The following is a 23311-nucleotide window of genomic DNA, read 5'->3' on the forward strand; positions in this document are numbered from 1 at the left end:
ACCTGAGAACCGAAGGTCGGGAGCATTCGCGCCCCCTGCTTACCCTTCCATCACCCGGTGGATCTCCGTGGAGAGGACCTCCATGGTAAAGGGCTTCTGGATAAACCCGTTGCACCCCGCCTCAATCATTTTTTCCGCGCGCCCTTCCAGGCTGTACCCGCTGCAGAGGATCACCCGCACCTCGGGGTTGATCTTTTTCATGGCCTGATAGGCAATATCTCCTCCGGCATCGGGCATCACCACGTCCAGGAGCACCAGGTCGATATCCCGGGCCTTTTCCCGATAGACCGAGACGCACTGACTGCTGTTCTCCGCCTCCAGGCAGAGGTATCCCAAGCCCTTGAGCATGGTCTTTACCACCTCCCGGATTTCCGGTTCATCGTCCACCACCAGCACCGTCCCTTCGCCGCTGTGTATCGCAAGGGGCGAAGCTTCATCCTCCCAGCAGGGTTTGGCGGTGGCGGGCAGATGGATGGTGAAACAGGCCCCCCGGCCCTTCTCGCTTGTCACGGTGATGGCCCCTTTGTGGTTCTTGACGATGCCGTACGCCGACGCCAGGCCCAGGCCCGTGCCCCGCCCCATCTCCCGGGTGGTGAAAAAGGGATCGAAGATCTTGCTCTGGGTGCTCTTGTCCATGCCCACACCGGTGTCGGAGACCGCAACCGTCACGTAGGCCCCGGATTTAAGGTTAAAGGCGGCGGCCAGTTTGTCGTCCAGGTCCGTCATCCCCGTTTCGATGCGGATGCGTCCCCCGTCCGGCATGGCGTGGGAGGCGTTCAAGTAGAGGTTCAGGAGCACCTGCTCCATCTGGGTCCGGTCGATCTCCACATTGGGAAGCCACTCGGCCAGGGATTCCGAGATCATGATCCCTTTTCGGGTCCGCCCGAACATGGAGAGGCTGCTTTTCACCACGGTGTTCACGCTCTCCGGCCGCACATGGTACCGCCCCCCCCGGGCAAAACCCAGGAGCTGGCTGGTAAGGGCGGAGCCGCTGGCCACCAGCTCCTCGATTTTTCCGCCGCGCTTGTGGACAATGTCCCCGGGGCTGGTCAGGCTCATGATCAGGGAGATGTTGCCCTGGACAGCCATGAGAAGGTTGTTGATATCGTGGGCAATGCCGCCGGCCAGGGTTCCGATGGCCTCCAGCTTCTGGGCCTGGAGGAGGTGCTGGAACAACCGGTCCTTCTCCTTTTCCACGCGGCGCCTCTCGTCGAGTTCCCCCTGGAGCTTGCTGTGCATCATGGCATTGTTCAAGGCGATGGAGGCCAGCTCCGCAAAGCGGGCAAGGACCCCCATGGCTGTCTCTTCCATCTCAAACTCGTCGCCGAACTGGGCAAGGCCCATGACCCCTCCCACGTTGCCTTCCAGGCGTATGGGCACGGCCACAGACGCCCCCAGGGACTCCAGGCCGGGGTGGCCCTTGACCCGCCCGCTCCATGTTTTGTAGTCTTCCACGTACAGGGGACGATCCGTCTCCCACACGCGCCCCACCAGCCCCTCCCCGATGCGGGTGGGCAGCTTGGGTACCTCCTCAAAACGTCCGGAGGTGACAATGGGATAAAGCTGACGGGTGGACTCCCTGTACTCAAAATAATACCCGCTCTCCATGGACATGAGCCCGCCGGCCCGCCTGAGAAGAAGCTCCAGGAGTTCGTTGAACTCCAGGTGACGCATCAGGTCCAGGGTGGTGTCGTGCAGAGCCTCCATCAGGGAGTTTTTTACCCGCAGTTTCTCTTCGGCTTCTTTCTTCTCCGCGATCTCTCTTAGCAGCGCCCGGTTGGCCTTGCGCAGGGCCCCGGTACGCCGCGTCACGTTCATCTCCAGGTTGTACTGCTGGGCCTCCAGCTGCTGCCAGTTCTCCACCAGCATCCCGCTGAGGGCCCCGAAGGAGAGAGAGAGTTCGCGAATTTCCGTGGTGGTGGAGCCATCTGAGATCTCATCAATGTCCACGCTCCCCAGCACTTTACCGATGGATTCCGTCTCCGCCCGTTTCCTCAGCAGCAGGAGATTTCGGTTGAGACGGCCCAGCGGGGCAATGCTGATGCGGATCAGGATCAGGAGCCCCGGAATGACGGTCAGCAGGATGGCCGCCCCCCCCGCCAGGACATCCGTGGCGCTCTTTTGGATATGGGCCGACAGCTCCCGGGTCGAGTAGCCCACCCTCAGGCAGCCGATGGGCCGCCCGATGTAGCTCACCTTCATGCAGGTGTCAAACACCACCTCCCCTTTGGCACCCCGGGGGGCTCCCTTGTAAGCGACGGGCTCTGAAAGGGGCAGCTCCCGCACGGTAAACTCGTTGGAGCGATAGCGCACCGACTCCTCGGATTGCGGCGCCTCAGCAATGCACCCCGGCTGCCAGGTCCCCACGCTTTTCGTATCCGACGAGAACAAGATCCGGTCGTCCTTGTCGTGGATGGCGTAGTACAGCATGTCCCCGTTGGACTGCAGGGCCATGTCCAGGGTAATTTGAATCGTCCGCCAGTTGGAGTTGTAAATGTTGTGGCTGATGCGACGGGACAGGTACCTCGCATCCCGTTCCATGAGCCGGTAGGTGGACTCGGTGGCCCGTTTCTTCTGGGAATAGGTCACCAGGCCCGAGGTGACAAGCACCACCCCCAGAACAAGCACACTCACCACGACCAGAAGCTTGGTCTGCAACCGCATGTGAAACGCCATAAACTGCTCCTAATCCACGGAGATTTCATGTAAAAAAAAGAGTGAGGCCGTCTCCGGGGCAATGCCTTCGAGCTCCCCGCAGCTCATGACGGGAAAGTAGACGGAAAAAGGGCCGCCCAGCGCCGGGTGGATCGGCTGATCGTTGATGCGGTAAACCAGCATCACCTCACAGGAGAGGATGGGCGCCACGGGCAAGGTCATGGGGCGCCCCGAAAAGGGGGTCAGGGTGAGTTTTTTCCCGGTGACGTCCTCTCCGTCAAAAAGCGCCCCCAAAGGAATGGCCGTCACCCGGCACGGCTGTTTCAGCTTCGGCAGGTCCCAGCGGTACCCCAAGGGAATGGAGAGATAAAGGGTCTTGTGCTCCGGGCGAAGGGCATCCAGATCGGAGAGGGCATACCGTGTTGTCCTGCCACCGACGGTAACCGTCACCCCGGGATTGTCCACGTAATCCGGAATCAGCGTCTCCACGTACCAGCAGTAGGCACTCTGATGCATCTTCAAATCCGGGGGAAACAGAAGCTTCAGGGGCCCTCCGAGGTACTGGCTGAGGGGGTTTCCGTCCCGCTCTGAGGCAATGATCACGTCTGGGTTTGCCGCAAGTCCGGCAGGCAGATACACCGTGTATTGATCGCGGCCCACCAGCGTAATGCCCTTCATGCCCGACACCCCTGCCCGCTTGAGAATCGCCTGGAGGGGGACCCCCGTGTACCGAAAGGCACCGTCCGAACCAAAGTTGGGGTCCACCGAGGTGACGGTCACCACCTCACCCGCACAGGCATCCAGAGCAATGGACGCAAGGGCGTTCCCCTTTCCTGTGCCCATGACCTTGATGCTCCCGGTATGGGAGGCCTCCGCCGAGAGGAAAGGGGCGCTGGTAAAAAGCAGCCATGCACACACACAAAAATAAAAGGAGCCGGATCGCACGGTCATGTCCTCACCATGGTGGGTTAAAATAACATTGGGGGCCTCATGTCATAGAAAATACACGTCTAGAAAAACGTATCGGACGTCACGGGCGAATAGTTAAACCCTATGTAACCATTCCGTTCAAAATAGCCTCCGGCGGCCCTTCCGGGGGCCAAACTTGCGAAAAGTTTGACAAACAGCAATCTGCCAACATTTCTCCTACATAGCCTGAATGAAAACGAATGTGATTTTCCCCGAGAAACAGGGGGGAAAGCGCATTCGCAAGCAGCCTTCAAGGTGACACACCCCACCGTTAATTTTAATCGGGAGAAGACCAGAATCGTTCCAGCACTATCCGTTCAGTGGTCTTTATCGTGGCCACCGCGCCCTTTGGTTGACCATCGACGAGATGCGCGGTAGGGTTGCCCTCATCCATAACAACATGCAGGGATTTGCCAGACAACCACGCCGACCAAGGAGCCCCATGATACCCCCTTTGTTTGCCGCCGGATTCCAGACCGTTTTTTTCTCCATGCTTCGCATCGTGGTCGTTGCCCTGTTTGCAGGGTTCCTCGTGAGGCGCAGGGTCATTCGTTCCGAAGACATCGACACCCTGTCCCGCATCACCATCCATGTCCTGCTCCCCTGCCTGATCCTCACCTCGCTGATCACGCGACTCGACACGGCCTCCACCCCCCTGTGGTGGGTCCTTCCCCTGGCCTCCATGGCCATGAACCTAGGGGGCCTTTTTTTCGGATGGCTCCTCTTCGGACGCACCACACGCCACCACCCGGAGCTCATCGCCATGTGCGGCATCCAGAACTCCGCCTACCTGGTCCTGCCCGTGGGCCAGGCCCTTTTTCCGACGACCTTTGACACCTTCGCCGCCTACTGCTTTCTCTTTGTCATCGGAAACACCCCCATTCACTGGAGCTTCGGTGTACGGCTGGTGGGGGGCAAGGGCAAAATCCGCCTCAAGGAGATGGTCAACCCGCCCCTTGTGGCCAGCCTGGCCGGGATCACCATCGCCCTTTCTGGGCTCTCGCCCCATGTGCCCTCCCTTGCCTTGGATGCAACAAGCCTTCTGGGCAGCGCCACCATCCCCCTTGCCACCTTCATCCTCGGAGCAACCCTGGGGGAGGTGCGCCTGAAGAGCCTGCCCCCCTGGCACCGCCTCCTTGGCCTGACGAGCATCAAATTCGCCCTCATCCCCCTTGCCACCTGGGGGTGCATCTCTGCCTTCAACCTGGCGGACCACAGCCACCTGATCGCCTCCCTCTTCATGATCCAGGCCTCCGCCGCACCGGCCACCAATCTCATCCTCCAGGCCCGTGCCTACAACGGCCGCACAGAGATAATCGGGGGCGCCATGCTGGTCTGCTACGCCGTCTGCCTGCTCGCCATCCCCTTCTGGCTCACCCTGGCCGCGCCCCTTTAAACGCAAAAACGCCTCCGGCGGCCCTGCCGGGGCCAAACTTTTAAAAAGTTTGACAAACAGGTCTTAATGGCTCTTTTTGAATAAACTTTTTAAAGGCGGATGTGATTTGGCCCGAGGAACGAGGGACAAAACGCATTCGCAATCTGCTTTCGAGGTGGCACACCTCGCCGCCGGAGGCATTGCTTTTGTTTTGTCCTGAGCCCTCTGTGGATCTGTGATTAACCCGGCTTTAATCATAGAAAGCATCGCCCTTGGATGATTTGTTTTTGCAGAGCCCCCTGAAGGCATTCGCCCTGCGGGCGTCACCGGCTGCCCTTGCCAGCAGGCCGGGATTGCGCTAAAAGAGACGGGTTGTGACGACTGCAAGGAGGAATGGATGGAGAGTGCACAGGACAACCTGGCCCGGTACCTGGAGATGGAAACGATCCTGAACCGTTTTTTCGGGATCTTTGATTTTTGCCTGAAGGGATGCGTCCTGCCCGAATTGGAGCGAAACGGCAACCAGCCCTTTGCTGCCTGCTGCAAGGACAAATACTACAAGGTCTACGACCTGGACCATCCCAGCTTTGACCTGCTGAGGGAAGAACGGGAACGCCTCTACGGCAAGCCCGAGGGTGTAAAAAACTCCAGCCTGGTGAGCCCCTGCGAGTACCACACCGACACCGGCTGCGTCCTGCCTACCTGCAAAAGCCCCATCTGCCTTGCCTTCATGTGCCGAAAGAGCATCGACGCCCTGCGCGAGGGTTACGGCATTTACACCTACGACTACCTGGGGTTCAACTACGCCCTGGAATGGATTCTCACCGGGGACATGTCCCTTGCCGACTACACCGAATTCCGCCAGAGCTGCCTGGACATGATCGACACCCTTGATGCGCAGTCGGGCAAGGCGCACTGACGCCAGGACAAAGGGACGCACAGCCCCATGATGCGTCCTCCCAAGGCCCTTTCACACCGGCTCCCCCCGATGGTCCCTCCCCATGGAAGCCGTTGATTCTCCTGCTGTTCTCTGGTACCTTCGAATCATCACAGCCCTGACCGTTTGCCACACACAAAAAATCCGTCCGCACACCCAGAGGGGAGCCCATACCATGAAGATGCGCACGCTTGCCTTTTTCGTACCGGCCCTTTTTCTTGTGACCTCCTGCACCACCCTCATGAATCTCATGCCCGAGGTTTCCATGAAAAAGCGGCAGGTGATTTACGACATGGTTGACGCCATGGCCTTTCCCGAAGCCCGGGAACTGGGACGATCCAAAAATCGCCGTATGGGCCTGAAAAAAGGACAGTGGATTACGGTCCTCCAGGAAACCCTGGGCGGCGATAAAAACGTCTCCCTGACCACCACAAAAGTCATCTCCGTTGACGGCACCACCGTCGTCATGGAAACGGAGAGCCGCTCCGCCTCGGATGACGCCCGTCCCCTCCACAGCCAGGTCACCTTCGAAAACTACCCGGTATCAGGGAGCCTCTCCTACACCCGGGACGAATACGACCGGGTTGCGAACCGGCTCCGTATCACCCGGGTCCTCACCCGCGAGGGCGACGGCCCCGTCACCGAAATGCCCCCTGAACTCCTGGCCATGGCCCGGACCATGACCGACAGCGCACTGGCCGGATCCACGGTCCGTGTGGGGGAGGCCGAACGCCAGGCCTACGACGGGACGTATATCCGCACCCCCAGCTGTTTTTCTCACCGATACACCCTCTCCGTTGCAGGCATCACCTCCAGCGGTCGCAGCCTGAGCCACAGCTCCATTCCGGTCAACGGCGCCATCCTCATCGAAGACGAACACGCCAGAGCCACCACCGTTGCCTACGGATACAAGGGGGCCACCTCGGTGTTTCAGCCATAATTATCCGGGGTCCTATCTCTGAACACCCTTGAGAAGGTGGAATCCGCCATGGCTAAATCGCCGTTCATCAACAGATTATCACGAAGAGATTTCTTAAAAAGCACATCTGCCGCCGCCATTGCAGGTTCCATGGCAGCAACCGGGTGTGCCGGGCGAAAACCCGTGATCATCCCTGACGCCACCGGGGAACCGTTGCCTCCCCGGACCCTTTTTGGCAACGGGCGGCTTGTCTCCCTGCCCGACGGCCGCGTCACCCCGGGCTGGTCCCTGCTGATTGAGGACGGGCGCATTGTTTATGCCGGTCCGGACAAGCCCTTTTCCGGCATGGAGGCCCGACGCATCGACCTGGCCGGAGAGTACCTCCTCCCCGGCCTGATGGACGCCCACTGCCACATGACCCTCCCCTCGGCCGCAAGCTTCTCCCCCCTGCTGGGGCCGGCCACCTGGCGACAGCTCAGGCGAAATTTCGAAAACCAACTCGCCTCCGGGGTCACCCGGGTCCGGGACATGGGCGCCATGCCCCCGCTCCTGCACACACTGGTCCGCGAGGTGGAAAAAGGCGAGCTGGCCGGACCCGATGTGATCACCTGCAACGCCATATTCAACGTGGACGGGGGCCATCCCGACATCACCCCCTCCGATGTCTCCTGGCTCGCGGCCATGGGCAGCCTCTTCACGGGCGCCCCCACCGTGGCGTTCAAGGAGGAAGAGCTGGCCTCGGCCTTTGAGGCCAACTGCCGAAATGCCGACTTTGTCAAGATCACCCTGGACAACACCTCCCTCATCGCCGGCAAACCCTCCATCAACCGCTACAGCGACGATGCACTGCCCGCCATTTTCCGCCTGGCCGATGCCGCCGGCAAACCCGTGGCAGGCCACGCCATGCGCCGGTTCGGCGTGCGCCGGGCCCTTGCCTACCCCATCCACTCCCTGGAACACACCGTCTCCGACGGCCCCCTGGACGAAACCACCCTGCAGAAAATGGTCGATAAAAAGGTCTCCGTGGTCCCCACCACCATCCTGGCCAACCTCTACACCCTCCTGGATCTCGCCGAACCCATCCCCAAAGGCCTCCTCTCCCGAAGGGCCTACCTGGAAGCCCCCATCCGGGAGGCCTACCTGGCCTCCGTCACCGAAGCGGACGTGGAGCCCGCCATCCACCACACCAACCTGGCCATGCTGGAGACCATGCAAAAATACCCTTTTTCCGAGCTCTACACACGCGGCGATTACACCTTCAACCCCCACCAGTACCTTCCCATCCTCACCCACGGCAGGCAAAACCTCATGCGCATGAAAGAGGCCGGTATCCGCATAGGCTGCGGCACCGACGCAGGGGTCCCCTTAAACTACCACGGCACCATCGTTCGCGAGCTCCAATGCATGGCCCGCCTGGGCTTTACCAACGCCGAAGCCCTCACCTGCGCCACCTTAAACAACGCGCACATCCTGGGCATGGAAAACGAGGCCGGAACCCTTGCGCCGGGCAAACGCGCCGACGTCATCACCATGGCAAAAAACCCGGTAAAAGACCTCGCCGCCTTAAACGATCTCACCCTTATCGTCAAAAACGGCACCGTGTACGAAAAAACGTAAAAGCGTGCCTCCGGCGGCAAGGTGTGCCACCTTGAAAGCAGGTTACGAATGCGTTTTCCCCTTCGTTCCTCAGGGAAAATCACATTCGCCTTTGATTCAGATTAAACTGAATCTGCGTTTAAAACCTATTTGTTAAACCCGTCGTTATAAGATCAGGCAAAAGTTTAGCCCCCGGCAGGGCCGCCGGAGGTATCTTTAACTTGGCTGCCTCCGGCGGCGAGGTGAGCCACCTCGAAAGCTGATTGCCCTTGCGCTTTGTCCCTCGTTCCTCGGGAAAAATCACATTTGCACGTGAGTTGCATCGGCTTTGGTGAATTCACGGTACGACACGCAAAAAGCCCTGATGATCTGCAAAAATCATCAGGGCTTTTTTGTGTTCTCTTTAGCGAAGGGAAAGCTCCTGCGTTGCCCCCTCGGGATACCCGTATCCATCACAGGCGAAGACAGGAAAAATTCGCGCCCAGCTTTCGAGGTGTTTTACCTAAAAGGCGTTGCTGCCTTCGCAACTGGAATCATTTCGGTAAAATCAAACGAATCAGGAAAGCCCATAATCGTTTTTCAAAACGCTGAAATGGGCATCTCCTGCAGAGACGCTGGCCGAATTTCACCCTTCACGCGAATGCCCCGAAAGCACCTGCATAACGGCGGCCTCCAAGCATTCGCCATAGGGTTTCAAGGTGCCCCCACCTTGCCGCCGGAGGCTGTTTTTTTCACGAAAAATCAAACAGAGCTGTGGTGTTGTTCCAGACGGTGTCGGCAAGGAGTTCCACGTCGTCGCCACGAACCGCTGCAAGCTTGAAGAGCACCTCGCGGACGAAGGCGGGCTCGTTTCGCCTGACCTTGTTTTTGTGGGGTGCGGGGGTGAGGTAGGGGGCGTCGGTCTCCACGAGGAGACGTTCGCGGGGAATGGCAAGGACCTGTTCCCGGAGGTGTTCCCCCCGTTTCTGGATGGTGACGATGCCGGTGACGCCGATATGGAGCCCCATGTCCAGGTAGGCTTCCATCTCCCGGGTGGAACCGCTGAAGCAGTGGACCACGCCGCGCAGGCCGTCGAATCGGTGGGTGGAGAGCATCTCCAGAAACCGACCGTCGGTGTCCCGCTCGTGGAAAATCAGGGGAAGGTCGAGGGATTGCGCCACCTCAAGCTGGCGGACAAACCATGTCTCCTGCACGTCTCTGGGGGAGTACATGCGGTTAAAGTCCAGGCCGCATTCGCCCCAGGCTTTGACTTTTTCGCTTTTGGCCAGCTCGGCCAGACGGGCCAGGACGGCCTCGTCGGTATCGGCGGCGTCGTGGGGATGGATGCCCACGGAGGCATAGAAAAAATCGGAACTGTCGGCAAGGGCCGCGCAACGTTTGGAGCTTGCTTCGGAGACCCCCACCACCATGGCCCTGATCACGTCGGCGGCCTCTGCCCGGGCCACCACCTCATTCAGGTCATCCTGGTAACTCTTGTCATCCAGGTGACAATGACTGTCTATAATACGCATATCGCTGTTGCTTTGCTCATCGGTGTTCAAAAGAGGATGCATCCTCCGGGAGGCCCGAAAGGGGCGAACCGGACCGGGCCATCACGCGGCCCACGCACATCACGCCGGGTAACTCGGCTTCAATGGCCGCAAGGGTATCCGGGTTGCAGGCAAAAAGCAACTCGTACTCTTCCCCCCCGGAGGCCATGTACGAGAGGGGGTCCTCGCCTGTGGCCCCGCACCAGGCGGCCAGGGCCCCGCCTGCCATCTCCTCTGTCAGGTGAAACTCCAAGCTCACCCCGGACTCCCGGGCCAGGTGCCCGGCATCCCCGGCAAGGCCGTCGCTGATGTCCATGGCGCAGCGCACCCGGTGTTTTCTAAGCACCTCGGCGGCATCGAACCGGGCTTCGGGCTCCTTAAAGGCTTTCAGAAGCTCCGGGAACCGGGTCTCTTCCGTTTCCAGGCATCGCAGCCCGGCCCTGGCAAGGCCCAAAGGGCCGGTGACGCACAGGAGGTCCCCGGGCTGGGCGTCGGATCGGCGGGGCATGCGCCCCTGCCCCTCTCCAACGGCAAACAGGTCCAGGGAGAGTTCGGACGACTGGGAGGTGTTTCCCCCGCCCAGGTCGCACCCATACCGCTTCAGGGCTGCGCCCAGGCCGTCGTAGAGCTCTTCGGCCACGGCTCCGGGGAGTTTGGGCGGAAGCCCCAGGTTCACAAACAGGGCCACGGGCTTTGCAAAGGAGGCAGCCAGATCGCTTAAGGTGACGGAAACGGCCTTGTACCCGATCTCAAAGGGGGTTTGCCAGTCACGCCTGAAGTGCACCCCTTCCCGCTGGGTGTCCGTGGTGATCACCGGTTGGGCAAGCCAGGCCAGGAGGGCTGCATCGTCCCCTGCGGCCACGCGGCAGGGCCGGTACAAGCTCGATCTGGGGGGCCGCCGTTTCACCAGGGTCTCAATGAGCCCGAATTCTCCGGTTTCTTTTGGGTCTGAATTCATTGGGAAGCGCCTTCGTATCAGGTTAGGGCACACGCAAAAAATAAATGTACGAATCCTATGAGAATACCGCAGTGATTCAACCCGAGGAACGAGGGTTAAAGGGCTGCGAAAACCAGCTTTCAAGGTGACTCACCTTGCCGCCGGAGGCAGCCAGGTCAAAAACGCCTCCGGCGGCCCTGCCGGGGGCCAAACTTTTGAAAAGTTTGACAAACAGCTAATTAACACAATGCCCTCACCATGCCTTGAATGAAAGGCGAATGTGATTTTCCCTGAGGAACGAAGGGGAAAGCACATTTGCAACCAGCTTTCAAGGTGGCACACCTTGCCGCCGGAGGCTTTTTTTTTGAGCTGAATAGTTACGCTTTTTGTCTGTTTTATTTTTGCGCCGGACCTTAGTCGAAGAGACTGGCCATGGCGTCAAACCGCTTGAGCTGGTTGTCGCCGTAACGGGCCATGAGGCGTCGCACCTTGTCCATGGATTTTTCCACGGTCAGGGTGTCGGGGTTCTTGGAAAAAAATTTATCGGCGTAGCAGATGATTTTCTCTTCCAGGGTTTCGGGCTGCAGGTCCCGGTGGGGCAGGGGAAGATCGGCGTCGATGATCTCTTCGGCGGTGAGTCCGGCCCCGGTATGGCGCTCGCAGACGCGGGCATGGCCGGGGAGCCCCTCTTTCAGAAGCATCTCGGCACCAATGACGCCGTGGCGGATATAGGGGGCCTCCCCCCGGCACCCGATCCCCGGCGCCCAGGTGTGGATCATGCCGATGTCGTGGAGCATGGCCGCCTCGGCAATAAACCCAAGGTCCGGTTCCAGGTGGGCCACCCGATGGGCGACGGAAAGAGCTTTTTCCGCCACGCAACGGCTGTGGGCCAAAAGCACATCAAGGGCTTCCGGCCCGTTGCCGTAGTGGGCCTTTAAAATGGCATCCACGTTCAGGCTCATCGCTTGCGCCTCGCCATCAGGGCCGATTCGATAAAGGGATCCAGGGCGCCGTCCATGACGGCCTTGATGTTGCCGGACTCCTCTTCGGTGCGGTGGTCTTTCACCATCTGGTAAGGGTGCATCACATACGAGCGGATCTGGCTGCCCCAGGAGATCTCGTCTTTGTTGTCGTGCATCTCCTGCATCTCGGACTCCACCTTCTGCATCTCCACCTGGTAGAGGCGGGACCGCAGCACGCTCATGGCGATCTCGCGGTTGCGATGCTGGGAGGACTCCTGCTGACACTGCACCACGATCCCCGTGGGGATATGGGTGATGCGCACGGCGCTGCTCGTCTTGTTGACGTGCTGACCACCGGCACCGCTGGCTCGGAAGACATCCACCCGCAGGTCTTTCTCCTGAACGTCGATGACGATTTCGTTGTCCACCTCGGGACAGACAAAAACAGACGAAAAGGAAGTCTGGCGCTTGCCGTTGGCGTTAAAGGGAGAGATCCGCACCAGCCGGTGCACACCGCTCTCCACCTTCAGGTAACCGAAGGCATTGGTTCCTGTCACCGTAAAGGTGGCCCCCTTGATGCCGGCTTCGTCACCGGGCTGGTAGTCCACCATGGTCACCTTGAACCCCTTGTGCTCGCACCATCTCGTGTACATACGCAGCAGCATCTCGGCCCAGTCCTGGGAGTCGGTGCCCCCTGCGCCGGGGTTGATGGATACGATGGCGTTTCGATCGTCATCTTTTCCATCGAGCATCATCTCAACAGAGAGGCTCTTCAATCGCTTGTCAATCCCTTCGGCCTGGCGCGCGACCTCCTCAAGGGTCTCCTCGTCCCCCTCTTCCATGGCAAGCTCCAGCAGGAGTTCACCGTCTTCGATGTCCTTTGTAAGCTCGTTCCAATTGGAAAAAAGGGTTGTCAGGCAGGAGCGTTCCTTAAGAACGTCGGTGGTGGCGTCGGGATTGTTCCAGAAGTCCTTGTGGGACACCTGGGCTTCAAGTTCTTTCAGTCGGAATTCTTTGCCAGGCAGGTCAAAGACAACCTCCCAGCTGTCCCAGGCGAGTACTGAACTCTCGAAATGCCTGCTTCAACTCAATTGACATGTTATTTCTCCTTAAAGGCTTGCCGTCAAAGTCGTGATCCCTGCAACTGCGGGAAACCCCAGTCAAAAGCGGGATTCGCCTGCAAGAAAACAGGGTTCCTCAGCCGGGATACACCCGGCCTCATCACCCTATCTACCATTGATCCCCACACAGTGAAACCGTTTTTTCGAGGGGCCTGTCCCCAAGGGTCCCGGGCACAAGCCCAATGCCCGAAAAGCCCCTCGTTTTTCAGGGGTTCCGGCGCCTGACGCCCCCGATGACAGGCCCCATGAGAAGGGCCAGGCCCGCGCACACCCAGGCAAACAGATCCCCGAAGCGCACATACAAACTGGTGAGGGACATCACCGGAAGAGAGGCAACGCGCCAGGCCTCTTCATACAGCGGGGTCGCCCCCGTGACGCGGCCCACAGGGTCCACAAACCCGCTGATGCCGGTGTTGGCGCTGCGGGCCAGGGCTCTGCGGGTCTCCACTGCCCGGAAACGGGCCATCTGAAAATGCTGAAAGGGCGCTCCGGACCGCCCGAACCAGGCGTCGTTGGTAAGATTCACGAGAAGGCCCGCCCCTGATCGCACCGACGCCACGGAGAGTTCCGGAAAAATGGACTCAAAGCAGATCTGTACCCCCACCTGCCAGTCCCACCCCTTGATGGTGTCTCCCTTGGTCCCGGCAGAAAAATTACCGGCGGAGGCCACCAGCCGCTTCACAAAAAAAAGAAGGTCCTGAAACGGAATGTACTCCCCGAAGGGAACGAGGTGTACCTTGTCGTAACTTCCGATGACCGCTCCCTCGGAGGTGACGGCATAGGCCCGATTAAAATAGCGCCAGCCCTGGCCTGCGCGCTCTGCCGCCGGTGCGCCGAGGATCCAGTCCGCGTCCCCTTGCGCCAGCCCCCGGTTCACCTCCCGGGTCAGGACCCCGTCCACGGGGTTGAGGTAATAAAAGGGCGTGGCCGTTTCGGGCCACACCACCAGGTCGGGCTTCTGCTTCAAGGCCTCCGCCGAGAGCCGCCGATAGGTCTCAAGGGTTGCAAACTGATAGGCCCCGTCCCACTTCACCGCCTGGTCGATGTTTCCCTGGACCACCCCCACCTTCAAGGTCGTTGCCTTGCCTTGCGCCTCATCCACCTGGGCCATGCGATGGGTGCCGTAAACAAAAGCCGCCCCCACGCAGGCAGCGGCCACAGCCATCCCCAGCACTGGCGCTCCCCACCCGCATCGCCCGCTCTCCCGATCCGCCAGGGGCACCACACACAGGGCCAGGGCGGTGTTTACCAGCACCACGAGAAAGGAGAGCCCGTACACCCCGGTGACATCCACCACCTGGATAAGGGCCAGGGAATTCTGCTGGGTGTACCCGAGAAGGCCCCAGGGAAAGCCGGTAAGGGCCATGGTTCGGAGGTACTCCAGGGCAACCCAGAGCACCGGAGCAAAAAGAAGGGAGAAAAAACCGCCCCGGCGCCAGCGGGAGAGCCCCCAGGCAAAGGCCCCCAGGTACGCACCCAGGTAAAGGCAAAGCAGGAGAAGGGCGGCGACACCTGCAATCCACGGAACGCCTCCGTACTGATGAATGGTGCCGATCACCCAGCGAAGCAGGGCCAGAAAATGGAGGACGCCGGTGAGATACCCCACCCGAAAGGCCCGTATCGGCGCCGATGTCAGGGAGATTACAATCAGGGGAACCAGCCCCACCCATGCCAGCAGCCCCAGGGCGGGCCTGGGAAAGGCAAAGGTCAGCAAAAATGCACCGGCGCAGGCCCAGAAAAGATCCGTCCACACCCGGGAACTTGACTCCCCCCGCCACATGGCGATGTCGTTTACAGATACCACCCGTTTGTCTCCTCACTCAGATGCGGAACGCCAGCAGCCAGAAGCTGCCCCATGTCCCCATGTATACCGGTCCTGTCAGCGGGCCCTCCGCCCGGGAACAGTGCCGTACGGCACCCCGTGCCCTTTACGTGCCAACTATTGACCAGGCCCGGGCGGGGTGTCAATGGGTTTTACACCCTCTTACGGTTCGCAGCCCGGCCAGAATTCCTCATAAGCACAAGATGTTGAACCCATATTTTATTTGAGATTTCCCAGGCGGTATGGTAAAAAATAAAAGTACATACACGCTCACTGCCGAGGCTGCGCCCTTTCCCTGGAAACCGCCTCACACCAACCGGGCATCGGCCCATTCCCGAAATGAAAAACCGTTAAACCGTCCTCGCCTCACCGGAACCGACACCTCAGCGAAAGGGTCACCAACACCCTGCCCTTTCTCACCGACGCCCAACCATGTCCCGAGGCCACCCGATCAAAGGGTGTCACGGCGTGCATGCCGCCGCCCGGCTCTACAGGCTCCTTGGCCATGGCCGGACGACAACCAAAACAGCCATTGACGCCACACCATCCATCCCTTTTTTAACGACGCATAGGTGGAGCATGAGTGAAATAATTCGAGACGAGAACAGCGTGACCATTCGACCGGGACGAGACATTGTCGCCTCCATGGCCGGCGAGTTTCGATCGGAGTTAAACGGAGAGATTGCCGAAGACCTGGAAGAACTGACCATCGACTTAAAAGGAGTGGAAATGGTGGATTCCGTGGGGATCGGCGTCATCATCGCCACCCACAACACCCTGGATCAGCACGGCGCCACCCTTAAGGTGATCAACATCGCCGAAGACATCTACGGCCTGTTTACCACCATGCGCCTTGACCGGCACTTCACCATTGAAAAGGCGGGGGGGGCGTCCTGAGGCCAGGGCACCTGCACCCAGAGGGCAGCCCATGGGCCCCTGCCCGGATCGGCCATAAAAAAAGCCACCCCTGTGGTCAGCGGTGGCTTCAAAAAATCTGGTCGGGGCGGCAGGATTCGAACCTGCGACATCCTGCTCCCAAAGCAGGCGCGCTACCAGGCTGCGCTACGCCCCGGATAATCGACAGCGAAACTAACACAGTTGCCGGGGCCATGCAAGGGCTAAAACCGCCCATAGAGTCAACGCTGGAGAAAGGCTTCGATTCCGGCTGCCACCGCCGATGCCACCCGCCTGAGGTGTTCGGGACTTTCGAGCCGTCCCTCCTCGCGGGGATTCGTCAGGTTGCCCACCTCAATGAGCACCGCGGGCATCCCGGCGCCCTTTGCCACCCCCAGGGGAACCCCGGAGTAGTCCACCCCGTCGTACCCGGCAAGAAGGGCCAGGGGCCGCTGCAACACCGTGGCAAGGGCCTGGCTCTCCGGAATATGAGGCCGATGGCCTCCGTCCCACCCCTCCACACGACCCGGGGCCGTCGCCCGCCCCTTGGGTTCCCGCTGAACAAAAAGGGCGATGCGGTTTGCATCCCGGGAGAGTCCGCCCCCGGCATGCAGGGAGACAAACAGGTCTCCGTGGAAGCTGTTGGCCAGTTCGACCCGGCGCATCACGGACACCCCGCGGTCCGACTCACGTGTCAGGCGAACATCGCAGGAGAGCCCCAGCTGCCGCTTCAACTCCAGGGCCAGGGCCAGGGCCACATCCTTCTCACGCGTTCCGTAGGAGCCGGTCACACCGGCATCCTCACCGCCGTGGCCGGGATCCAGGACCACCACGGGCCTTGTGGCGCCATAGCCTGCCCCGGCAAGCATCAAAACCATGACACAGGCGGAAACCAAGGCCACGGCCTGCGGCCCCCTTCCATTTTTCAGCATTCCTTCACCCCTTTGGCGGCGCTGCACGGGGAGGATGAAACCCGAAGCCCCTTCTCATCCCGCCCATCACCAATAGTATTTGACATTGCCCGAAAAATTTGGCTTTAATACACAGATTTAACCCAGGGTCCCCTGGAATCGCCCAAAATCTTGATTCCAAGGCCCTTTCAGGCGTTCAACGCCGCTGAAAACTATAAAAGATAAAGCGGCATTTGAACAGGAAAAAACATCCCTCAGGGGCCTTGCCGGAACCCGGCGGACGCCGTGGGATGATGACATTATGAATCAGGGCTGCACCCTCGCGCGGCCCATACGGGTATTCACCTTTTGCCGACCAAAGGGTGGGGTAACGTCAGCAGCAATCAAGGCGCATGTCGCCCGCCTGATCCCAGGCGGGCCAAAAGGGTGCCGAAGTGGAAAGGATCACAATGAATTTTACTGTAGAAGACGTCAGCAGCGTCAAGAAGACCCTGCATATCGAAGTGCCGAATGAAACCGTTGTCGGCGAACTGGATGCAGCATACAACCAGCTGAAAAAAACTGCCAAAGTCAAGGGCTTTCGCCCCGGCAAGGCCCCCCGTTCCGTTCTGGAGCGCATGTATAAGAATGATATCAGCGGCGACGTCGTCTCCAAACTGATCCAGTCCGCCCTCATGGAAGCGATCCGTGAAAAAGAGTACAACATCATCGGCCAGCCCGAGCTGGTGGAGGCTCCTGAGCTCGACCCCGCCGCCGACTTCAAATTCACGGCATCCGTTGAACTCCGCCCTGAACTCGGCGAGATCAACTTCAAAGAGATGAAGCTCACCAAGACCCTCTACAAGGCCACCGACGAAGAGGTTGAAGCCCAGCTCCAGATGCTTCGCCGAAACGGCGCCAAGCGTGAGCCCATCGAAGAGGCCCGTCCCGTAGCCGACGGCGACTACGCCGTGCTGACCTACGAAGGCTTCAAAGACGGCGAGTCCTTCGAAAACACCCCCCTCGTGGAAAACCAGCAGATGAAAGTCGGTGCTGCAGCCATGAGCAACCAGTTCGACGAGCAGCTCGTGGGCATGAACGCAGGGGACGAAAAAGAGTTCGAGATCACCTACGCCGACTCCTACGTGAACTCCAACCTGGCGGGCAACACCCTCACCTTCAAGGTCAAGCTCAACCAGATCCTTGTCGAGGTGCTCCCCGAGCTCACCGATGAGTTCGCCAAGACCATGGGGCCCTTCGACTCCATGGACGCCCTCAAAGAGGAGATCATCAAGAACCTCAGCGAAAATTACGAAAAAAGGATGGAGCAGGAGCTCAACGAGCAGGTCTTCTCCACCCTCATCGAGCGCCATGAGTTCGACGTGCCCGGCATCATGGTCGAGTACGAACTCGACGCCATCCTGGCCGAAGCCGAGCGTGCCTTCCAGATGAACGGCATGAACATCGAGCAGCTGGGCAAAAGCCGTGAAGAGCTTCGCGATCAGTACCGCGAACTGGCCGACAAGCAGGTGCGCCGTCACCTCCTTCTGGCCGCCATCGTCCAGCAGGAAGAGATGGAACTCTCCGACGAAGAGCTCGAAGCAGGATACGCCGACATGGCGGCCATGGTGGGCCAGCCCGTGGACGCCATCCACGCTTTTTACCAGGCCAACCCCGATAAAATCGAGGTTTTGAAGCTCACCCTGCTTGAAAAAAAGGCAGCGCGTCTTATTATTGAAAGTAGCGACGTTGACGAAGTGGAACCAACGCTCGAAGACGCCGATGCCGCGGAAGCGGACGAAGCGTAACGCCGAATTAAAACCAAAGGCTGCCCCTGGCGGGCAGCCTTCACCAAGGAGGAGACACTCGTGCCACTTATCCCCATGGTAGTTGAGCAGACAAGCAGAGGTGAAAGGTCGTACGACATCTATTCACGACTTCTCAAAGACCGGATCGTTATCTTAGGCACCGCCATCAACGATGAAGTCGCCAACCTGCTGGTGGCGCAGCTACTCTTCCTGGAGTCGGAAGATCCTGACAAGGACATCAACCTGTACATCAACTCCCCGGGGGGTTCCGTAACAGCCGGTATGGCTATTTACGATACCATGCAATACATCAAACCGGAGGTTGCTACCGTCTGTATCGGACAGGCCGCCAGCATGGGAGCCCTGCTCCTGTGTGCAGGGGCCGAGAAAAAACGATACAGCCTTCCCAACTCCCGTATCATGATTCACCAGCCATTGGGTGGGGCCCAGGGCCAGGCGGCGGATATCGAAATCCACGCCCGGGAGATTCTTCGCATGCGCGAAGAGCTCAACAACATTCTGGTTACCCACACAGGGCAGCCTTACGACAAAGTCCAGGCGGATACCGACAGGGATTTCTTCATGTCCGGCCTGGAAGCCAAGGAGTACGGCCTCATCGATCATGTCGTCAAGAACAGGGAAGATCTGGCGAACCTTGTAAAATCGGAGGAGTAATCCATGACAAAACAGTCGGACGGAAATGATAAGCTTTTCTGCTCGTTCTGCGGCAAAAACCAGAAGGAAGTCAAGAAGCTCATCGCCGGTCCCGCAGTGTATATCTGCGACGAATGCATCCAGCTCTGCAGCGAGATCATTGAGGATGAAGGCATCAAGGAGCCCCAGAGCCCCGAAGTGCTGCTGACCCCCAAGGAGATCAAAGAGCGCCTCGATGAGTATGTCATCGAGCAGGATCGGGCCAAGAAGGTCCTCTCCGTAGCCGTCCGGAACCACTACAAGCGGCTGGATTCGGCCATGAGCTCATCGGACGTGGAGCTCCAGAAGAGTAACATCCTTCTGATCGGGCCCACCGGTTCAGGAAAAACCCTTCTGGCTCAGACCCTGGCGCGCTTTCTTGATGTGCCCTTCACCATCGCCGACGCCACCAGCCTCACCGAGGCCGGCTACGTGGGCGAAGACGTGGAGAACATCATCCTCTCCCTGCTCCAGAACGCGGATTACGACGTGGAACGGGCCGAACGCGGCATTGTCTACATCGACGAAATCGATAAGATCGCCCAGCGTTCCGACAACCCCTCCATTACCCGGGATGTCTCCGGGGAAGGGGTGCAGCAGGCCCTCCTCAAGATCATTGAGGGAACCACGGCCAGCGTCCCCCCCAAGGGAGGGCGGAAGCACCCGCAGCAGGACTTTGTCAAGATCAACACCAACAACATCCTGTTCATCTGCGGCGGCACCTTTACCGGCCTGGAGAAACTGGTCCAGAGGCGTACCGGCGAAAAAGCGCTGGGCTTTGGCGCCACGGTAACCAGCCGGACCGACAAGAGCCTGGGTGAACTCCTGACCATGGTTCGACCGGAAGACCTCATCAAATTCGGGCTTATTCCTGAATTTCTCGGGCGCCTTCCCGTGATCGCCACCTTGAACGAGCTGGGCGAAGACTCACTGATCAAGATTCTCACGGAACCCAAAAACGCACTGGTCAAGCAGTTCCAGAAGCTGTTCGAGTTCGAGGACGTGAAGCTGCGATTCACCGATGATGCGGTGAAAGCCATCGCCCACGAAGCGGTGGAGCGCAAATCCGGTGCCCGCGGGCTTCGGGCCATCCTCGAGCGCTCCATGCTTGACATCATGTACGAAATTCCTTCCATGGAAAACATCAGCGAGTGCGTGATCAATGAAGATGTGATCCTCGAAAAAGAGGACCCCATCATTCTCTACGAAACACCGCAGCAGCAGGCCTAAGGGACACGGAAACACACCACGGCGAAACCTGACGCGCCGGACCGGCAAAAAACAGTTTCCCGTGCGTGCTCGTTCCCCCAGCCCCTTCGGCCGGCGCAATCCGGTTGACAGCCCTTCCGCACCCCCGCGGTGCGGAAGGGCCCCGGTTTGATCGGCGATCTCCCTGTCGGACCATCCCCGAATGCCCTTCAGGCCGCTGACCCTTCCTCCTCGACCAATACCTTATCAGATGATGGTGAAGAAGCTCCGATGATCAATATACCGAAGATATTTAAAAACGACGATTCCAGTTCCAGCCGTGTGACGCTTCCGATTCTTCCCCTGCGGGACATCGTGGTTTTCCCCGGAATGGTGGTCCCCCTTTTTGTGGGGCGGACCAAATCCGTCAACGCACTGGCTGAGGCCATGGGAAAAAACAAAACCATTTTCCTGTCGACCCAGCTCATCGCCGGGGTGGACAACCCCGAAGAGCAGGATATCAGCAGTGTCGGAACCGTGGGCACCATCCTTCAGCTTCTCAAACTGCCCGACGGCACCGTCAAGGCCCTGGTGGAGGGCAAAGCCCGAGGCCGCATCGTCTCTTTTATCCCCGGTGAAGAATTTCTCTCGGTGGATGCCGAGCCCATGCCCGAAAACCCGGTGACGGAAGCCGAAGGCGAAGCCCTGTCCCGGGCCGTCATCGACGCCTTTGAAGAGTACACCAAACTCAACAAGAGCATCTCCAAAGAGCTCATCGGAAAAGTCGCCGCCATCGAGGACTCCGGAAAACTCGCCGACACCGTCGCCTCCCACCTCCCCTTCAAGGTCGCCGACAAGCAGACCCTTCTGGAAGCAGTGGACATCAGCAAGCGCATGGACATCCTTCTGGGCCTCATCAAGCGGGAAGGTGAAATCTTCGAGATGGGTCAGAAAATTCGCGGCCGGGTCAAAAACCAGATCGAGCAGACCCAGAAAAACTACTACCTCACCGAGCAGATGCGGGCCATCAAAAAAGAGATGGGCGCCGACGACAGCGCCGATGACGAGCTCCAGGAGCTCGAACAGCGCATCAAGGGCAAGCGCCTCTCCAAAGAGGCGGCCTTCAAGGTGAAGCAGGAGTTCAAAAAGCTGAAGCTGATGTCGCCCATGAGCGCCGAGGCCAGCGTGGTACGAAACTACATCGACTGGATGCTCGACCTGCCCTGGTACAACCGGAGCAAAACCAAAAGCGACTTAAACGACGCCGAAGCCATCCTCAACAAGGACCATTTCGGCCTGGAAAAGCCCAAGGAGCGCATCCTGGAGTACCTGGCCGTGCAATCCCTGGTCAACAAGGTGCGGGGCCCCATCCTCTGCCTGGTGGGCCCTCCCGGGGTGGGTAAGACCTCACTGGCGCGTTCCGTGGCCCGGGCCACGGGTCGGCGTTTTATCCGCATCTCCTTAGGGGGCGTGCGCGATGAAGCGGAAATCCGCGGGCACCGCCGCACCTACGTGGGGGCCATGCCCGGCAAAATCATCCAGAACCTGAAAAAAGCCGGCGTCAACAACCCCGTGTTCTGCCTCGACGAGGTGGACAAGATGAGCACGGACTTCAGGGGAGATCCCTCGTCGGCCCTTCTGGAGGTGCTGGATCCCGAACAGAACAACACCTTCAACGACCACTTCCTTGATGTGGATTACGACCTGTCGGACATCCTTTTCATCACCACGGCCAACACCCTGTCCGACATCCCCCTGCCCCTCCAGGACAGGATGGAGGTGATCCGCATCCCCGGCTACACCGAGCATGAAAAGTACATGATCGCCAAGGACCACCTCATCCCCAAGCAGACCAAGATGAACGGCCTGAAGATTGATGAGATCGAGTTTACCCGCCAGGCGGTCTTTGACATCATCCGCAACTACACCCGGGAAGCCGGCGTCCGTAACCTGGAACGGGAGATCTCCGGCGTGTGCAGGAAAAGCGCCCTGGAGGTGGTTAAGAAAAAGGCCAAAAAGCCGGTGAAGATCGTCCCGAAAAAGGTGGAAAAACACCTCGGCCCCATTCGGTTCCGATACGGCCAGGGAGAAGAGAAGGACCAGATCGGCATCGTCACAGGCCTGGCCTGGACCCAGGTGGGGGGCGAGCTGCTCTGCATCGAGACAGCCCTGATGCCCGGCAAGGGACAACTCACCGTCACCGGCAAGCTCGGGGATGTCATGAAAGAGTCGGCCCGGGCCGCCGTCAGCTACGTGCGATCGAAATCCGCCGCCTTAAAGCTCGACGACGACTTCTACAGCAAGGTGGACATTCACATCCACGTGCCTGAAGGCGCCATCCCCAAAGACGGCCCTTCTGCAGGCATCACCATGTGCACGGCCCTTGTCTCCGCCTTTACCAAATACCCGGTGGACAAAGAGGTGGCCATGACAGGCGAAATCACCCTCAGGGGCCGGGTCCTGCCCATCGGCGGCCTGAAGGAGAAGATCCTTGCGGCCCACCGGGGCGGCCTGAAAAAGGTGATCATCCCCAAAGAGAACGAAAAGGATCTGGAAGAGATTCCGGCCTCCATTCTCAAGCAAATGAAGGTGGTCCCGGCCGACCATCTGGATGAGGTGTTAAATGAAGCCCTTATCACGCCCGAGGGAACCAGCCTCTTCACCAGCCCCAATCCGTGTTGAGGCCCCATAAAAAAAAATAACATCGGGTCACTTTATTCCCTTGACGTGACCCGATGATTATTGCTAAAAAGGCTTCGTTCCTGAGGGCGAAAGCCTTCACGGCAACGGGCGATTAACTCAGTTGGTAGAGTGCGACCCTTACAAGGTTGAAGTCGCAGGTTCGAACCCTGCATCGCCCACCACATGCGGGGGTGTAGTTCAGTTTGGTTAGAACGCCAGCCTGTCACGCTGGAGGCCGCGAGTTCGAGTCTCGTCACTCCCGCCACAAAAAAAAGAACAAGGGTTCCTTGCAAAGGGAGCCCTTTTTTTATGCCCGAAAATTGGAAAGACCAAT

17 protein-coding genes and 3 tRNA genes are annotated in these 23311 nt (G+C 59.4%); 11 read left to right on the forward strand and 9 right to left on the reverse strand.

What is annotated here, in order from left to right:
- Window positions 1–39 precede the first annotated feature (39 nt).
- Window positions 40–2676 (reverse strand): hybrid sensor histidine kinase/response regulator, encoded by a 2637-nt coding sequence (locus tag BLQ12_RS05650; protein ID WP_092209151.1) that lies wholly within the window; start codon window positions 2674–2676, stop codon window positions 40–42.
- Between the two features lie 9 nt (window positions 2677–2685).
- A complete protein-coding gene (locus BLQ12_RS05655; RefSeq protein WP_092209153.1) occupies window positions 2686–3606 on the reverse strand; it encodes a molybdopterin-dependent oxidoreductase in 921 nt (306 codons plus the stop codon).
- A 460-nt stretch (window positions 3607–4066) separates the two neighbouring features.
- On the opposite strand from BLQ12_RS05655, the gene BLQ12_RS05660 reads away from it, so the two are divergent.
- From BLQ12_RS05660 to BLQ12_RS05675, 4 genes are all read left to right on the forward strand, one after another.
- Window positions 4067–5020 (forward strand): AEC family transporter, encoded by a 954-nt coding sequence (locus tag BLQ12_RS05660; RefSeq protein ID WP_175469527.1) that lies wholly within the window; start codon window positions 4067–4069, stop codon window positions 5018–5020.
- A 376-nt stretch (window positions 5021–5396) separates the two neighbouring features.
- Window positions 5397–5918, forward strand: a complete 522-nt coding sequence (locus BLQ12_RS05665) for a hypothetical protein (RefSeq protein ID WP_092209157.1) — start codon at window positions 5397–5399, stop codon at window positions 5916–5918.
- A 193-nt stretch (window positions 5919–6111) separates the two neighbouring features.
- Complete coding sequence (locus BLQ12_RS05670) at window positions 6112–6876, forward strand: hypothetical protein (RefSeq protein WP_139163870.1); 765 nt, start codon at window positions 6112–6114, stop codon at window positions 6874–6876.
- A gap of 48 nt (window positions 6877–6924) precedes the next feature.
- The gene (locus BLQ12_RS05675; protein ID WP_092209161.1) at window positions 6925–8472 is read left to right on the forward strand and encodes an amidohydrolase family protein; all 1548 of its coding nucleotides are present in this window, start codon (window positions 6925–6927) and stop codon (window positions 8470–8472) included.
- A 710-nt stretch (window positions 8473–9182) separates the two neighbouring features.
- On the opposite strand, the gene BLQ12_RS05680 is transcribed toward BLQ12_RS05675, so the two are convergent.
- The 5 genes from BLQ12_RS05680 to lnt all read right to left on the reverse strand — a co-directional run bounded on the left by BLQ12_RS05680 (window position 9183) and on the right by lnt (window position 14804).
- Window positions 9183–9962, reverse strand: a complete 780-nt coding sequence (locus BLQ12_RS05680; protein ID WP_092209636.1) for a TatD family hydrolase — start codon at window positions 9960–9962, stop codon at window positions 9183–9185.
- A gap of 16 nt (window positions 9963–9978) precedes the next feature.
- Window positions 9979–10938 carry a thiamine-phosphate kinase gene (gene thiL / locus BLQ12_RS05685; RefSeq protein WP_092209163.1) on the reverse strand — a complete coding sequence of 320 codons (960 nt, stop codon included), beginning with the start codon at window positions 10936–10938 and terminating at the stop codon, window positions 9979–9981.
- A 392-nt stretch (window positions 10939–11330) separates the two neighbouring features.
- Window positions 11331–11879 carry an HD domain-containing protein gene (locus tag BLQ12_RS05690; protein WP_175469528.1) on the reverse strand — a complete coding sequence of 183 codons (549 nt, stop codon included), beginning with the start codon at window positions 11877–11879 and terminating at the stop codon, window positions 11331–11333.
- Window positions 11876–12977, reverse strand: a protein-coding gene (gene prfB, locus BLQ12_RS05695) for a peptide chain release factor 2 (protein ID WP_437438239.1) whose coding sequence is annotated in 2 segments (ribosomal slippage) — window positions 11876–12919 and window positions 12921–12977 — 1101 coding nt in all. Because the reading frame shifts where the segments join, the coding sequence is not laid out codon by codon here. Before prfB ends, BLQ12_RS05690 begins: the two co-directional genes overlap by 4 nt.
- 228 nt (window positions 12978–13205) lie before the next feature.
- Entirely contained in the window at window positions 13206–14804 is a 1599-nt protein-coding gene (lnt, locus tag BLQ12_RS05700) for an apolipoprotein N-acyltransferase (protein ID WP_092209167.1), read from the reverse strand.
- Window positions 14805–15401: 597 nt separating this feature from the next.
- On the opposite strand from lnt, the gene BLQ12_RS05705 reads away from it, so the two are divergent.
- Window positions 15402–15719: an STAS domain-containing protein gene (locus tag BLQ12_RS05705; RefSeq protein WP_092209169.1), complete on the forward strand. Its 318-nt coding sequence runs from the start codon at window positions 15402–15404 to the stop codon at window positions 15717–15719.
- Window positions 15720–15817: 98 nt separating this feature from the next.
- Here BLQ12_RS05705 and BLQ12_RS05710 read toward each other — a convergent pair.
- Together BLQ12_RS05710 and BLQ12_RS05715 are read right to left on the reverse strand one after the other, a co-directional pair.
- Window positions 15818–15894 (reverse strand) — tRNA-Pro (locus tag BLQ12_RS05710).
- Between the two features lie 64 nt (window positions 15895–15958).
- Entirely contained in the window at window positions 15959–16648 is a 690-nt protein-coding gene (locus BLQ12_RS05715) for an N-acetylmuramoyl-L-alanine amidase family protein (RefSeq protein ID WP_092209171.1), read from the reverse strand.
- Window positions 16649–17076: 428 nt separating this feature from the next.
- On the opposite strand from BLQ12_RS05715, the gene tig reads away from it, so the two are divergent.
- The 6 genes from tig to BLQ12_RS05745 all read left to right on the forward strand — a co-directional run bounded on the left by tig (window position 17077) and on the right by BLQ12_RS05745 (window position 23242).
- The gene (gene tig / locus BLQ12_RS05720) at window positions 17077–18414 is read left to right on the forward strand and encodes a trigger factor (protein ID WP_092209173.1); all 1338 of its coding nucleotides are present in this window, start codon (window positions 17077–17079) and stop codon (window positions 18412–18414) included.
- Window positions 18415–18474: 60 nt separating this feature from the next.
- Entirely contained in the window at window positions 18475–19089 is a 615-nt protein-coding gene (gene clpP / locus BLQ12_RS05725; RefSeq protein ID WP_092209175.1) for an ATP-dependent Clp endopeptidase proteolytic subunit ClpP, read from the forward strand.
- A gap of 3 nt (window positions 19090–19092) precedes the next feature.
- The gene (clpX, locus tag BLQ12_RS05730; RefSeq protein WP_092209177.1) at window positions 19093–20337 is read left to right on the forward strand and encodes an ATP-dependent Clp protease ATP-binding subunit ClpX; all 1245 of its coding nucleotides are present in this window, start codon (window positions 19093–19095) and stop codon (window positions 20335–20337) included.
- Between the two features lie 249 nt (window positions 20338–20586).
- A complete protein-coding gene (lon, locus tag BLQ12_RS05735; protein ID WP_092209179.1) occupies window positions 20587–22977 on the forward strand; it encodes an endopeptidase La in 2391 nt (796 codons plus the stop codon).
- Between the two features lie 106 nt (window positions 22978–23083).
- Window positions 23084–23159 (forward strand) — tRNA-Val (locus BLQ12_RS05740).
- Window positions 23160–23164: 5 nt separating this feature from the next.
- Window positions 23165–23242 (forward strand) — tRNA-Asp (locus BLQ12_RS05745).
- The last annotated feature ends 69 nt before the right edge of the window (window positions 23243–23311 follow it).

It is taken from the genome of Desulfoluna spongiiphila, assembly GCF_900101345.1.
GTDB classification, from domain to species: Bacteria; Desulfobacterota; Desulfobacteria; order Desulfobacterales; family Desulfolunaceae; genus Desulfoluna; species Desulfoluna spongiiphila.